Origin of the sequence: Hoeflea sp. AS60, assembly GCF_038900115.1 — a bacterium.
Taxonomy (GTDB): Bacteria; Pseudomonadota; Alphaproteobacteria; order Rhizobiales; family Rhizobiaceae; genus Hoeflea.
In genome coordinates this window covers 367,812-382,090 of record NZ_JBBMQP010000002.1, presented here as the reverse complement: position 1 = coordinate 382,090, position 14,279 = coordinate 367,812, and the positions used below count along the sequence as shown (strand labels likewise).

Annotated in this window: 13 protein-coding genes; 4 read left to right on the top strand and 9 right to left on the bottom strand. The window is 60.0% G+C overall.

What is annotated here, in order from left to right:
- Positions 1-209: 209 nt before the first annotated feature.
- From WNZ14_RS12110 to WNZ14_RS12100, 3 genes are all read right to left on the bottom strand, one after another.
- A complete protein-coding gene (locus WNZ14_RS12110) occupies positions 210-1,910 on the bottom strand; it encodes an NAD+ synthase (RefSeq protein WP_342868911.1) in 1,701 nt (566 codons plus the stop codon).
- Between the two features lie 101 nt (positions 1,911-2,011).
- Positions 2,012-2,842, bottom strand: a complete 831-nt coding sequence (locus WNZ14_RS12105; protein WP_342868910.1) for a class III extradiol ring-cleavage dioxygenase — start codon at positions 2,840-2,842, stop codon at positions 2,012-2,014.
- Between the two features lie 863 nt (positions 2,843-3,705).
- Positions 3,706-4,122, bottom strand: a complete 417-nt coding sequence (locus WNZ14_RS12100) for a GFA family protein (RefSeq protein WP_342868909.1) — start codon at positions 4,120-4,122, stop codon at positions 3,706-3,708.
- 257 nt (positions 4,123-4,379) lie between these two features.
- Here WNZ14_RS12100 and WNZ14_RS12095 point away from each other — a divergent pair, with 257 nt between their 5' ends.
- Positions 4,380-4,739 (top strand): hypothetical protein, encoded by a 360-nt coding sequence (locus WNZ14_RS12095; RefSeq protein ID WP_342868908.1) that lies wholly within the window; start codon positions 4,380-4,382, stop codon positions 4,737-4,739.
- Between the two features lie 226 nt (positions 4,740-4,965).
- On the opposite strand, the gene WNZ14_RS12090 is transcribed toward WNZ14_RS12095, so the two are convergent.
- Positions 4,966-6,339 carry a 3-deoxy-7-phosphoheptulonate synthase class II gene (locus WNZ14_RS12090; protein WP_342868907.1) on the bottom strand — a complete coding sequence of 458 codons (1,374 nt, stop codon included), beginning with the start codon at positions 6,337-6,339 and terminating at the stop codon, positions 4,966-4,968.
- A 170-nt stretch (positions 6,340-6,509) separates the two neighbouring features.
- Entirely contained in the window at positions 6,510-7,184 is a 675-nt protein-coding gene (locus WNZ14_RS12085; RefSeq protein ID WP_342868906.1) for a gamma-glutamylcyclotransferase family protein, read from the bottom strand.
- A gap of 68 nt (positions 7,185-7,252) precedes the next feature.
- Here WNZ14_RS12085 and WNZ14_RS12080 point away from each other — a divergent pair, with 68 nt between their 5' ends.
- From WNZ14_RS12080 to trxC, 3 genes are all read left to right on the top strand, one after another.
- Positions 7,253-8,623: an aldehyde dehydrogenase family protein gene (locus WNZ14_RS12080; RefSeq protein ID WP_342868905.1), complete on the top strand. Its 1,371-nt coding sequence runs from the start codon at positions 7,253-7,255 to the stop codon at positions 8,621-8,623.
- 115 nt (positions 8,624-8,738) lie between these two features.
- Positions 8,739-9,362 carry a hypothetical protein gene (locus WNZ14_RS12075; protein ID WP_342868904.1) on the top strand — a complete coding sequence of 208 codons (624 nt, stop codon included), beginning with the start codon at positions 8,739-8,741 and terminating at the stop codon, positions 9,360-9,362.
- 8 nt (positions 9,363-9,370) lie between these two features.
- Positions 9,371-9,811, top strand: a complete 441-nt coding sequence (trxC, locus tag WNZ14_RS12070) for a thioredoxin TrxC (protein WP_342868903.1) — start codon at positions 9,371-9,373, stop codon at positions 9,809-9,811.
- A gap of 58 nt (positions 9,812-9,869) precedes the next feature.
- Here the strand turns inward: trxC and WNZ14_RS12065 are convergent, their stop codons facing one another.
- The 4 genes from WNZ14_RS12065 to WNZ14_RS12050 all read right to left on the bottom strand — a co-directional run bounded on the left by WNZ14_RS12065 (position 9,870) and on the right by WNZ14_RS12050 (position 14,212).
- Entirely contained in the window at positions 9,870-11,150 is a 1,281-nt protein-coding gene (locus WNZ14_RS12065; protein ID WP_342868902.1) for a TRAP transporter large permease, read from the bottom strand.
- A gap of 4 nt (positions 11,151-11,154) precedes the next feature.
- On the bottom strand, positions 11,155-11,694 hold the full coding sequence (locus WNZ14_RS12060) for a TRAP transporter small permease subunit (RefSeq protein ID WP_342868901.1): 540 nt from the start codon (positions 11,692-11,694) through the stop codon (positions 11,155-11,157).
- The gene (locus tag WNZ14_RS12055) at positions 11,691-12,704 is read right to left on the bottom strand and encodes a TRAP transporter substrate-binding protein (RefSeq protein ID WP_342868900.1); all 1,014 of its coding nucleotides are present in this window, start codon (positions 12,702-12,704) and stop codon (positions 11,691-11,693) included. The genes WNZ14_RS12060 and WNZ14_RS12055 overlap by 4 nt, the downstream gene beginning before the upstream one ends.
- 689 nt (positions 12,705-13,393) lie before the next feature.
- A complete protein-coding gene (locus WNZ14_RS12050; protein ID WP_342868899.1) occupies positions 13,394-14,212 on the bottom strand; it encodes a hypothetical protein in 819 nt (272 codons plus the stop codon).
- Positions 14,213-14,279: the final 67 nt, after the last annotated feature.

The window sequence follows — 14,279 nt, the reverse complement described above, 5'->3', positions numbered from 1 at the left end:
ATGGCGCGATCACAGCCACGAGCATAATCAGCATTCCAAGCCTTGAGTCCGGATTTCGGACTACCGTTTTCAATGTAACTTTCGATTTCAAATTACTTCACCCTTCTGATCCGGGTCTCTTGATCATCGTTTCGTTTCACGATTGAGCATTTGTCGTGCCCAGCCACATTGTTCGAAATGATCTTGCCCAAGATCAATTTTACCCGCGCCTACCTGTCCCGATACCTGTTGGTGATCGGATATCTGCGGTCGCGGCCGAAATTCTTGCGGGTGATCTTGACGCCGGGCGCCGACTGGCGGCGCTTGTACTCGGCAATGTAGAGAAGATGCTCGATGCGGTGGACAGTCGCCACATCATGGCCGCGCGCAACGATGTCCTCGACGCCCATTTCCATCTCGACCAGACATTCAAGAATGTCATCGAGCACCGGATAGGGCGGCAGCGAATCCTGGTCAGTCTGGTCGGGCCTGAGTTCTGCTGACGGTGCCTTGTCGATGATGTTCTGCGGGATCACCTCGCCTGACGGGCCGAGAGCCCCGGGCGGCACCTGGGTATTGCGCCAGCTCGACAGCGCATAGACCTGCATCTTGTAGAGGTCCTTGATCGGGTTGAAGCCGCCGTTCATGTCGCCGTAAAGCGTGGCGTAGCCGACCGACATCTCGCTCTTGTTGCCGGTGGTCACCACCATCGAGCCAAACTTGTTGGAGATCGCCATCAGGATGACGCCGCGCGAGCGGCTCTGCAGGTTCTCCTCGGTGATGCCCTCGTCGGTGCCCTCGAACATGTCGCCAAGAGCCGCAAGGAACCCCTGCACCGGCTCCTCGATCGCCACCGTGTCATAGCGGCAACCAAGTGCTGCGGCGCAGGCCTCGGCGTCGGTGAACGAACTCTCTGAGGTGTAGCGGTAGGGCAGCATCACGCAGTGCACCCGCTCCTCGCCCAGCGCGTCCACGGCCAGTGCGGCGCAGATCGCCGAATCGATGCCGCCCGACAGGCCGAGCACAACATTGCGGAAACCGTTCTTGTTGACGTAATCCCTGAGACCAAGCATGCAGGCCCGGTAATCGGCCTCCTCGCGCTCGGGGATCACCGACATCGGCCCCTTGGCGCAGGCCCAGCCACCGTCCGGCTGCCGCTTCCAGGTGGTGATCGAGACCGTTTCCTCGAACTGGCTCATCTGGAAGGCGAGGCTCTTGTCGGCGTTCATGGCAAAGCTCGCGCCATCAAACACCAATTCGTCCTGGCCGCCGATCTGGTTGGCATAGACCATCGGCAGGCCGCTTTCGATCACCTGTCTGAGCACCACCTGATGGCGGATATCGACCTTGCCGCGGTAATAGGGCGAGCCGTTCGGCACCAGCAGAATTTCCGCCCCGCTTTCGGCAAGTGTCTCGCAGACGCCGAGATCGCCCCAGATATCCTCGCACACCGGAATACCGACCCGGACACCGCGGATCGCGACCGGCCCGGGCATTTCGCCAACATGGAACACCCGCTTCTCGTCGAATTCGCCATAATTGGGCAGATCCACCTTGTCGCGACTGGTAACCAGCTTGCCATCATCAAGCACTGCGACCGAGTTGAACCGCTTGCCAGCTTCAGTGCGCGGATAGCCGATGATCACTGCCGGGCCGCCATCAGCGGTGTCTTCGGCCAGCGATTGAACCGCCTTCAGGCAGCTTGCGAGGAATGCCGGCTTGAGCACCAGATCCTCCGGCGGATAGCCGGAGATGAACAGCTCGGTGAACAGCACCAGATCCGCGCCATGACGGGCGGCATCAGCGCGGGCTTCACGCGCCTTGGCGAGGTTGCCCTTGATGTCGCCCACGGTGGGGTTCAACTGCGCGATGGCAATGCGGAGAATGTCTGCCTTGGGGCTATCGGATTGGGGTGCTTCGGTCTTGGTCATGACGTTGGTGTTACCCCAAGTCGCAACGCTTGAAAATCATCGAATTCCGATTGGCGGGTCCCGGGCGGCACTTTTTGATGCCGCCGGTTTTGTCGTCCACGTCAGGCGGCGGGTTGCGCCACGACAGCCGGATCAAATTGCCACATGGTCATGGCGAGTACGCCGAACTCGGCGCTGTCATGCACGAGATGGGCATGCCCGCCCTCGCCCGCTGCTCCCATCGCCACGTAGAGCGGCAGAAGATGCTCGTCGGTCGGATGGTTCTTCGCTGCAAACGGCGCTTCACTGCGATAATCGAGAAGGGCCTCGACATCGTTCGCCGCCAGCCTGGCATTCATCCACCCGGTAAAGCTCTCGACCCATTCGGGCACATCGGCCACGCGGGTGCCGACGCGTAAGCGCTTGAACGCTTCGCCGAGATTGTGGGTGAACGAGCCCGAACCGATCACCAGAACACCCTCGGCGCCGAGGCCTGCAAGTGCCTGGCCGAGACGGAAGTGGTAATCAGGGCCCTTGTTCGGATCAACCGAGACCGACACGACAGGAATTTCGGCATCGGGATAGGCGAGCTTCAGCGGCACCCAGACGCCGTGGTCAAAGCCGCGCTTGTCGATCGCGCGAGCGGCAAAGCCCGCCGCCTGAAGATCGTCCGCGATCCGCCGCGCCAGATCGGGCGCACCGGGTGCCGGATACTGCATGGCGTAGAGTTCGGGCGCGAAACCGCCGAAATCATGGATGGTTTCGGGATGCGGATCAGCCGAGACGGCAACGCCGCCCGAGACTTCAAAATGGGCACTGGCGACGACAATCGCGCGCGGCCGCGGCAGGTCAGCCGCCATCTGCTTGAGCCAGGCGGCAGCTTGTGTGTCGGCAATGGCCGTGTCGGGCGAACCGTGGGAAATGAACAGGGCTGGAAATGCGGTGTTGGTCATGGTCAGTCTCCTTGCTCTCAACATAGGCACGCGGCTTCGTTCATAGAAGGCTGCGTTTTGACCACTCTGCGTTCGCAATATGTGGACGGAACTTTGGAACGGCCTCTCTATGGACATGCCGAGAGCCCCGCATGGAACAGGTCCATCGGGAGGTTGGGTGAGAAGTCCGGAGGGCCGCACGCGGTTCTTGCCTCTGGAATAAGTGAAATGGGTGGCGCAAACCGCGCGCGGGCCCGAATTTCGCCGGATGATGTCCGCATCCGACAGGCGGAAAACCGGCCATGCCGTCACGGCCCGGACAAGGACCATGCAACCTGCCTCAAACTGCGCGTCCGGCACGCATGCCTTTGCCAACTGGGCACTGACATCCGCCACAGGCCCGGTAAGGTGTCCAATCCGCCCCTTCGCCTGACAGCGACTGCGGATTGCGAGGCCGTCCCGGTGGCTGGCTTGGCCGTTCCCCGAAAAGGGAACCGCTGCCAGCGGAACTTGCAATCGTTTCCGCCTCCCCAAGGCCCTTGCCGCACGTTACGGCCCGGCCCGAGGGGCGTTCCCCCCGCCTGGTCCGAACCGTTCGCGGCTCCATCCGGCAGCGGGAGTGCAAAGATGATGGCACGGGTGCTGAGTGTGTGGATGAAATGGGGGTGGATTTGTGCGGGTTATTGCGTCCGGCCCTTTCTCCACCCTGGTGGGGGAGAAAGCAAAATCATGACCTTAGCTTCAGCTAAGTCGTAGATTTTGCAAGAGAGGGGGTCAGATTCAATGCCCCAAATCATCCTCCTCACTTGCGATTTCTAGCACTTGGCTAAAGCCAAGACGCTGAAATCGCTTTCTCTCCCACCAAGGGGAGAGAAAAAAGTCCCTCACTCCGCCACCAGCAATCCCGCCGAGCCCTTCTCGTATTGCGGCAGGCCATCGCTGATCTCGTAGAAATCACCCTTATCGGCGCAGAAGATGTGCTTGGTGATATGAAGACCCGTCGACTGGTCGAAGGCGCCCGCCAGCACCGAGATATGCTGATCCGCCTGATGCTTCCAGAACAGCGCCGAGCCGCAGGTTGCGCAGAAACCGCGCCGGGCGACATCGGAGGCGTGATACCAGGTGATGTTGTCCCCGCCCTCGATCTCGATGTTCTCGTCAGCCACATTGGTGGCGGCGTAATAGAGCCCGGTCTGGCGCCGGCACTGCGAGCAATGGCAGGCCACGACCTCGCGCAATGATCCTCGGGTGCGGAAGCGGACCGCGCCGCAATTGCAGTGTCCGGTGCGGATGTCTGACATGGGGTGCTCCAAAGGCGGGATTCGGGTTGGAGGTGATCAAAGCACGGGCGGCGGCTGACATTCTACTGACATTTGCGACATGGGCGGGCGTCGCAGAGGTCCCGTGAACGATTGGCCTGCAACCCGTCGTATTTGATTTTGCAAATGACAACGCGCTCCTTTCTACCTAGTTTTGCCCGGTCGGAATGAACTCTTGGTCGATCGTTCACCCGGCGTGAAAGCAGCAAGCGATATTGACGTTTTTCGGAGGACAACCTGTGCCGAGATTTTGTTTTGCCATTTTACTCGCCGCTGCGGTTCTGGTCTCGGCACCTGAGCTGGCTCAGGCGCAATTGAGCCCCGAGACTCTGGGCGTCCAGCTCAACCGGCTTGGCCAGCAACTGGGCGGTTGCACCGCAGCCAGACATCGGATCCGCTCTGTCAGGAACCAGGTCGAAGGCTATCACTTCGCTTTTGCCGGGCGAAAGGCCGCCACATTCACGGGCATCCGCGGCTGCGGCTGGGCCTGGAACAAAGACAAGGCAAAGGCAGAAGCCGCAGCAATGCGTCATTGCAAAGAGTGGGAGGTGAAATACGGCACCGGAGGCGGCGGCAAGACCTGTCGCATCATGGACTAGGCAGCGCATCCTTGGGTTATCGCAGGGGCACCTGCGGCTCGGACGACTGATCGTTGTTGGACCTGAATGAGGAGCTCTGACCGCGCCGACGCGCGGTGGCTGGATCCCGGATCAGGTACGGGATGACGGCGGGAGAGATGGCGCCTGGAAACCAAACCCCAAATGAAAAACGCCAGAGTTTCCCCCGGCGTTTTCGCAATTGTGTCAGTCGGTTGCGGCAGAAACCTTACCCGTTGACGACCTGCTTTTCTTCATCCCGGCCGCCCTTCATGCGTTCGGCGACGAGGAAGGCGAGTTCCAGCGCCTGGTCGGCGTTGAGACGCGGGTCGCAGTGGGTGTGGTAGCGGTCCTGCAGGTCCTCGCCCGAGAGCGCGCGGGCGCCGCCGGTGCATTCGGTGACGTTCTTGCCGGTCATCTCGATGTGGATGCCGCCGGGGTGGGTACCCTCGGCGCGGTGGATCTGGAAGAACGAATCCACCTCCGACAGGATGCGCTCGAACGGACGCGTCTTGTAGTTGTTCATGGTGATCGTGTTGCCGTGCATCGGATCGCACGACCACACCACCTTGCGGCCCTCGCGCTCGACGGCGCGGATGAGCTTGGGCAGGTGATCAGCCACCTTGTCATGACCGAAGCGGGCAATCAGCGTCAGTCGCCCGGCCTGGTTTGAAGGGTTGAGAATATCGATCAGCGCCAGCAGCTCATCGGGATCAAGCGACGGGCCGCATTTGAGACCGATCGGGTTCTTGATGCCGCGGGCATATTCGACATGGGCGTGGTCGGTCTGGCGCGTACGATCGCCGATCCAGATCATGTGACCCGAGGTGGCGTAGTGGTCGCCCGAGGTTGAATCGATGCGGGTCATGGCTTCCTCATAGCCCAGAAGCAGCGCTTCATGGCTGGTGAAGAAATCGGTCTCGCGCAGATTGGCCTGGTTGTCGGCGGTGATCCCGATCGCCTTCATGAAATCCATGGTCTCGGAAATCCGGTCGGCGAGCTTGCGGTAGCGCTCGGCCTGCGGACTGTCCTTGACGAAACCGAGCATCCACTGGTGCACATTGTCGAGATTGGCGTAACCGCCCTGGGCAAACGCGCGCAACAGGTTGAGCGTCGCCGCCGACTGCCGGTAGGCCGCGACCTGGCGTTCCGGATCGGGGATGCGCGAGGCTTCGTTGAACTCGATGCCGTTTATGATGTCGCCACGGTAGCTCGGAAGCTCGATGCCGTCCTTGGTCTCGAAATTCGACGAGCGCGGCTTGGCGAACTGGCCGGCAATGCGGCCGATCTTGACCACAGGCTGCTGCGCGCCAAAGGTCAGAACCACGGCCATCTGCAGGAACACGCGGAAGAAATCGCGGATGTTGTCGGCTTCGTGCTCGGCGAAGCTCTCGGCGCAATCCCCACCCTGAAGCAGAAAGCCCCTGCCTTCGGCGACTTCGGCAAGCGCCGACGTCAACCGGCGGGCCTCCCCCGCAAAAACGAGTGGCGGAAACTTGGCCAGCCGCGCTTCGGTCACTTTGAGTGCCTCTGCATCCGGATAATCCGGGACCTGCTGGATCGGCTTGTTGCGCCAGCTTGATGGGGTCCAGTTCTGTGCCATGTCCGTTCACCGTGTTGGCCGTGCTCATGCTCGGCGGTTTTTGCGGGCGATACGCCCGCGGGTTGGCCGTGCTCATGCTCGGCTGTTTTGCGGGCAACGTGCCCGCGGATCGATCAATTTCACCGGGCTTATAACGATCAATTAACCGGCTGCAAACCCGGCATTTCGAATCAGTTGCGGACGCCATTGACCCGGCGCCCCAGTGCAAGGTCGAACAATTCACTCTCCGAGGCCAACAGCGTGACCGCGCGCGGGTAGAGTGGCGCGTGCCGATCTTCGTGAATGGGCATGTGGAAGGCATCGGTCTCGGTGACAAAGCGGTGCAGGCCGTCCGGCCCGAACTCGCGCAGGAAACCCTGCATCACCGCATCGAGATAGGACCTGAGGATCGGCGAAGGCCCTTGCGTAGGCGGGTGTTCGATCCGGGCCTCGTAGACATGGAGCCGTATGTCGGGATCAATTCCGTTTGCGTCGGCAGTCTGCGTGAACTCCAGATCCGAGATCGAAATATCGCGCCGATGGTAGCGGAATTCGCGGGCATCGATGACGGGGAGATTGTCAGCCCTATCAATCACCAGCAGCCCGTCAATCGCTGCCCCCGGGGCGCGATGCGCGGTCAACAGCGACGGCGTCAACGCCTCAGGCAGCGTCACGCCGGGTGTTGGACCCATATCAGCCTCCATGTCAGGACGCGCCCGCCATGTCCGGTGCCAGCCTTTCAGCCGCGCCGGATAGGCCGCAACCACCCCGGTCGCAATCGTGGCGCGGTTGACCAGCGAGCCATAGCCGAAATAGCCGACGAATTCGCCCGCGCCGGATGGCACGGGCCTTCTCAATTTGGACATCAGGCCGCGCCTCCCCACATGGGTAGCATACAGATTGAAATGACCTCCAGCAAACACGGGCGCCATGCATGACCCAGCTATCAGATAGCGTTGCCGCACTGCGCTCAAGCTTCGACACACGGAAAACCCGGCCCGAGGCATGGCGGCGCGGACAGTTGCAGCGCCTCAAGGCCATGATCGAGGAGAACGAGAGCGCCATCAATCAAGCGCTGCACGCCGATCTCGGCAAGTCCGGTTTTGAGGCTCGCATGACCGAGACCGGCACGGTGCTTTCCGAGATAAGGCACACGCTGTCGCATCTCAAGGGATGGATGAAACCGCGAAAAGTCTCCACACCGCTTGCCAATCAGCCCGGGCGCAGCCGCATCCTGCCCGAGCCATTGGGTGTGGTGCTGATCATGTCGCCGTGGAATTACCCGGTCAATCTGGTGCTGACGCCGCTGATCGGGGCGATTGCAGCCGGCAATTGCGCCGTGCTGAAACCCTCTGAGATCTCGTCGAACACGGCCGAACTGCTAGGCCGACTGATCCCCGCCTATATGGATCCCGACGCAATCCGGGTGATCCAGGGCGGACCGGAGACATCGACCGAGCTGCTGGAGCAACGCTTTGACCACATCTTCTTCACCGGCAGCGAGGCGATCGGCAAGATCGTGATGACGGCGGCGGCCAAGCACCTGACGCCGGTGACGCTGGAACTCGGCGGCAAGAGCCCCTGCATCATCCATGAGGATTGCGATCTCGAAGTGGCTGCCCGGCGCGTGGCCTGGGGCAAGTTCCTCAATGCCGGACAAACCTGCATTGCCCCCGATTATGTGCTGGTGCAGGAAAAGGTCCGGGACGCTTTCATTGATCAGCTGAGAGCCTCGATAGAAGCGTTCTTCGGCGAGGATCCCAAAGCCAGCCCCGATTACCCGCGCATCGTCAACGAGCGGCACTTTGACCGGGTGGCAGGCCTCATAGCCGACGGCGACATTGCTGCTGGCGGTGAGACCGACCGGGATATCAAATTTATCGCGCCAACGATCCTGACCGGGGTCGATCCGGAGGCCAAGGTGATGCAGCAGGAGATTTTCGGCCCGGTGCTGCCGATCATGACCTATCGTTCCATCGATGAGGCTGTCGGGTTCATCACCGCACGTCCGAGACCGCTGGCGCTCTATCTGTTCACCAATGCGCAAGACATTCAGGACCAGGTGATGGCGCAAACAAGTTCCGGCGGTGCCTGCATCAATGATGTGGTGATGCATCTGGCCATTCCCGAGCTTCCCTTTGGCGGCGTCGGCACGAGCGGCATGGGCGCCTATCACGGCCGCGCCTCCTTCGACACGTTCAGCCATGCCAAGGCAGTGCTGACCAAGACCAGCCATCTTGATGTGAAGCTGCGCTACCCGCCGTTTTCGAAGATCAAGCTCCGCCTGCTCAAGTGGTTTCAGTAGCCGAAACCAGCCCGTAACGGATGCACGCCTCAACATCTGTCCTGATGTGCATCAGGGCCGTGAGGCATGGGAGCGCTATGTTAGGGACACGGAACCATCCAGCGGAGGGCAGGACATGTCCAAATCACCCTATATGAACACAACCGAAGCCGTCGGCGTCTTTCACACGGCGGCAGACCTTCAGGCAGCGGTCGATGATCTGCTGAGCCAGGGCTTCAACCGCCTGGATCTGAGCATTCTTGCCTCCGAACGGGCGATTGAAGACAAGCTGCATGAATCCTATGTCCCTGCCCGCAATCTCGAAGACCGGGTCGAGGTGCCAACCACCGCCTTCGTGTCGTCCGGATCGATGGGCAGTGCCATGGGTGCCGTGATCGGCATTCTGACCTATGTCCCGGCCATGATCGGTGGCGGCGCGATTGTCGCCTCCGGCGGCACTCTGGCGCCAGCAGTGACCGCCGCACTCATCGCCGGTGGCATCGGAGGGTCGATCGGTGCGGTGATCGCCCGGCTGATCGGCAAGGCCCATGCCGACGAGATCGAGCAGCATCTGCTGGCCGGCGGCCTTCTGCTCTGGGTTCGCACCCGTGACGAGCAGAACGAGGAACGCGCACTTGCAATCCTCAAAGGCCACAACGCCGATGGCGTTCACCTGCACACACTTCCATCGCTTGCGGGTGCCGCCTACAGTACAGAGATAGAAGACGTCGTCGACGTATCCTCAGCCGCATCCGAGTAAAACCCACCATGACAGACACGCTCCACATCACCTGCCCCGCCTGCCAGGCCAAGAACCGCATCCCGGCGGCAAAAATGTCCGCAAAACCGACCTGCGGCGTCTGCAAGGCGCCGCTGTTTCCGGATGCGCCGTTTGAACTGGACGAGGCAAAGCTCAACAAGCACCTGAGGAATGACGAGGTGCCGTTGCTGGTGGATTTCTGGGCGCCATGGTGCGGCCCTTGCAAGATGATGGAGCCGATGTTTGCGGAAGCCTCCAAGCAGATGTCGCCAACGGTGCGCTTCGCCAAGCTCGACACCGAACAGCACCAGAACGTCGGCGGCCGCTTCCAGATCCGCGGCATCCCGCTGATCATCCTGTTTGACAAGGGCAAGGAAGTTGCCCGCCAGGCCGGCGCCATGAACGCCGGCCAGATCGTCATCTGGGTCCGGCAAAATCTGAAAAGCTGATGTCGGTTACGCCAGCCTCATCACAGGGCTTGCGGCACCTCGTGCAATTGGACGCCTGCTATGTGAGCAGTAGCGCCATGCCCGGCACCATTATCAAGAGTCCCAGCCGCACCACGTCCATGAAGATGAATGGCCACAGCCCCCGGAAGATGGTGTTCAACGGCACGTCGGGCACAACCGATTTCAGCACGAACGCGTTCATGCCGACCGGCGGTGTGATCAGGCTCACCTCAGTCACCATGACGATGAAGATACCAAACCAGATGAGATCAATTCCGTGCGCCGCGGCGATGGGATAAAACACAGGCACCGTGAGCATGATCATGGAGAGGCTTTCCAGAATGCAGCCCAGCAAGAGGTAAATCACCAGGATAACCAGGATCAGACTGAGGCGACTGTCGCCGAAAAAGCCGATGAAGGTCTGGATATCGCGCGTCATCCCCGACATGTTGACGTAGTTGGTGAAGGTCAGCGCACCAAACAGGATGAAGAACATCATTGCCGATGTCTTCATCGTGTCGAAAAGCACCTCGAAAAGCCCCTTCAAACTGAATTTGCCCAGCATCACCGTTAGCAGCAGAGCGCCGCCGGCTCCCATCCCCGCGCTTTCTGTCGGAGTGAAGACCCCCAGATAAATCCCGCCCATGACAAATGAGAAGAGGAAGATCGCCCCTGCCGAGCCTTTCAGCGCCTTGATCCTGTCGATCAGCGGAAGCTTTGGTTCGGTCGGAAGCTCACCCTTGTAGCCGTAGAGTGAAATCCGGACAGCGATTGCATAGCCGATGACACCGACAATACCGGGCACAATGCCTGCGAGAAACAGCTTGCCGATATCCTGCTGGGTCATGATGCCGTAAAACACCAGGATGACGGAGGGTGGAATGAGAATGCCAAGCGTGCCGCCCGCAGCAATGGATGCCAGGGCCAGATGGTCCGGATAGCCAAACCGGCGCATCGAGGGCAGCGATATGCGCGCCATGGTCGCGGCAGTGGCCATCGACGAGCCGCACACGGAAGAAAACGCACCGCAGGCCAGCACTGTCGCCGTTGCAAGCCCGCCCTTGCGGTGCCTCAGCCAGGCATAGGCTGCATTGTAGAGCTCTGAAGCAATGCCCGACTGGACAACAAAATATCCCATGATCAGGAACAGCGGCAGAACCGAGAGCGAGTAGTCCCTGCCATAGTCAAAAAACACGGTTCCGAGCAAAGACATTGCAGGACCGAAGCCGATGATGGAAGCCACTCCAAGCAGGCCGGTTGCGGTCATGGCAAATGCGATTGGCAGGCCGGAAAAAAGCATGGCAAGCAGAACGGCTATGCCGACAGGCCAATACTGCATGGGTTCAACCCTTACTCGAGCGCTGGAACAACGGTTCAAATGAAACGATCAGCGCAGCGATTGCGCTGATGAATGTGCAGACAGAGCAAAAGTAGGCGACCGGAGAGATCGGAATGCGAAGGGTCGTGGTCACGTCCCCGTAAGCACCGATCTGCCCCGCATGCACCCAAAGCTGCCATCCAATCAGGCTCAGAATAACGGTACTGAGGAGACCGATGACCTGGATCCGCCACCGCTCGATCCATGGCGGCATTCGAGCGGTGAACAGATCAACGGTCACATGTCCTTTTTCCAGCGTGACAGCCGGCAGGCCCATGAAAATCACCGACACCAGAAGAATTTCCGTCAGTTCACCTGCCCCGCTGAGAGGGCTGTTGAAGACGTAACGGCCAATGACATCAACAATCGTCATGGCCATCATCACCAACAGCATCACGCCGCCGACGAAAACGATGCCTCTTCGCAACCATTTAAAGCTGCTGCCCTCAGCGAGCTGAGACGGCGCCGAAGAGGCATCTTCACTGGTATCGATGGGCAGCTTCATTTCGAAGCTGCTGCCAGTTCCGACATGAACAGGTCGCGTGCAGCCTTGCCGTCAATGCCTGACGCGGAGACTTCGGCGATCTGGGCGTCAACGGCTGGCTGCAGAGCTTCACGCCACGCCGCAAGCTGCTCGTCCGTCGCCGGGGAAACCGCGATCTTGTCCTTCATCGCTTCGCGTCCCTTGGCATCTTCGCGATCCCACATCTGACCGGCTATTCGCGCAAGCGCCACGCCTGTCACGCTGTCGATTTCTCCCTGCTGCTTGGGTGTCAGGCTTTCCCATTTGGCCTTGTTCATGACGATGAAGAAGGACGTGTTGTAAAGCCCGCCCGGCACTGTGATCGCCTCGCTCAGTACGGGGATAAGCTTGAACGCGTTCACGGATTCGAACGGAAACATGATGCCGTCGGCGACGCCCTGGCTCAACAGCTCATAAGCCTTGGACGAAGGCCCTTCGACCGGTACGGCGCCCAGAGTGGTAGCAACCGTGTGCACGAAACCACCGCCGACACGCAGCTTCTGTCCCTTGACCACCTCGGTGGATGCAACATCACCGGATTTCAGAAAGATTGCGCCGGGGCCATGGGTGAACACCGCCAGAACCTTGACGTTGTCGTATTCGCCGGCATCCTTGAGCATCTTGTCGTAGGTGTTCCAGTAGGCAACCGATAGCGCTTCGGCGCTGTCACCCAGGAATGGCAACTCGGCCAGATTGAAGGTCTTGAAACGGCCGGCCGTGTAGCCCTGAACCCCGAAAGTGATATCGGCGACCCCATTGGCGGCAATATCAAACTGCGCTGGCGGCGGTCCAAGTGGCGCAGGCAAGATGGATGTTGTGACTTCGCCACCGGTCGCCTCGGTGATGTTCTCGGCCATCTTCACAATGACGTCTGCAAAGAGCGGATGTGTCGGCGGAAGCCAGTTGGCAATGGTCAGTTTTGTCTCAGCGAACGCACTGGAGGCAAAGCCGATCGCCGCGATGGCGGTTAGGGTAAGCAATGTCTTTTTCATTTTTAGTCCCTTTCTCTGAAGCATTTAGCAAACTGACCTCTCTTCTGGAGGCTTCCATTGATCCGCCACGCAGATGCGAGCACCTGGTAAACATGTCGTCCATCTCAGATCAGACCATCACCTGCGCCCAGTGAGAACGATATGGGTTGTGTCTCGCAAGAAAGACCGAATGTTCATCAGGTTCGCCAGGTTCGTTTTATGTGGCAAATTGCCCGACGCAACCTGACCAAGACCAGCGCGGTATCCCCTCGTAGCATCGAGCCGATTGGAATGCGGTTGGGCCATTTTCGGTCGATCTCGATCCATGAAGGATGTTTCATACTTGAAACAACAAAGCCAATTCACGGATCATTGTCAAATCGATAACGTCGCAAGTGGCACCGAAATGGTGATTATTTTTGCAGTGCACAAAAAGCAACCATGTGGCTAAGGATTGACTTCCCGGAAGCAAATAATGTCATCAGATGACCTTTGGCGCTCCACACAGGAGGCGGCACCTTGAGTTCTTGCTTTCAGATTGCAGGACAAATTTCACACCCATTCCGCGCGCGCAATGTGAGCAGCAGGAAGACGCCGGCGACCGCCGCCTGCTCCGGCACCTCCGGCAGGAAACTCAGCCGCCGGCAATAAATCAGAAAGTCACGCACCTGGCCGCTGCATGAATCAGCACATCAACGCCATGAATCGGTTTACCTGAACTTGCCTGCAAACCACTGAAAAGGCGACATGAACCGCTGCAGCAAAGACGGCTTCGTCAGCCCAGGCCAGTCGACAACGCTTTCCGGCGGGCCGAAATCCGTGCCGGCACCAGCCGCGATCAAGGCGGCCTCAAAGATCTGGCAATTACGGGCGATCTCGTCGCCAATCATCTTCGCATCGCCGTTGACAATGTCGCGCGCGGCCGCATAGTCGATCCCTTCGGCAGTGCAGAAATCCTCAAGCTTGCAGGGCCGGAACCAGCCCTCGATCATGCCGGAAAATGCCACATGGGCGGAGATCACCGGATCGAGGATCAGGTCATAATCCTCGGCCAGACCGACGCTGACCCCGAACCGGGCCTTGAGCTTGTCCTCGGCGCCGACATAGTTGCGGCGGTGGGTGAGCTGGATATCGCCGCCGCCGACCGGGTGCCGTCCGGTCTCGTCTTCCAGCCAATAGGGCTGCTTCACCCATTTGAGCCGCCCGGCATCATATGCCTTCTGCAGCCGCTCGGCCGAAGTCTTGCGGTCTGGTGCAAAGGCTTCGAGCACCGGCTCCATCCTCCCGCCGGTCTCGCGGTAGATCTGTCCGAGCGCGGCTGCAAGAAAGGTGACCGGATAATCGGACGCATACCATTTAGTCCACACATCGAGCTTGACCGACAGCCCTGCCCGCTGCGCCGCCGTCATGCCGTCGGGAAACAGTCGGGGATCGGTTTCGGTCAGATGGTCAAAGAAGCGGCTACGGTCCATGGCGCGACGATGGACGGTTCCTGGGAAATCCTCAAGGAGAACTGCCACCTGCCCCATGACTGCCAACCGGAAAATTCGCTCCATGACCGCGCGGGTAATTGACGTGAACGTAAACGTTATTCAG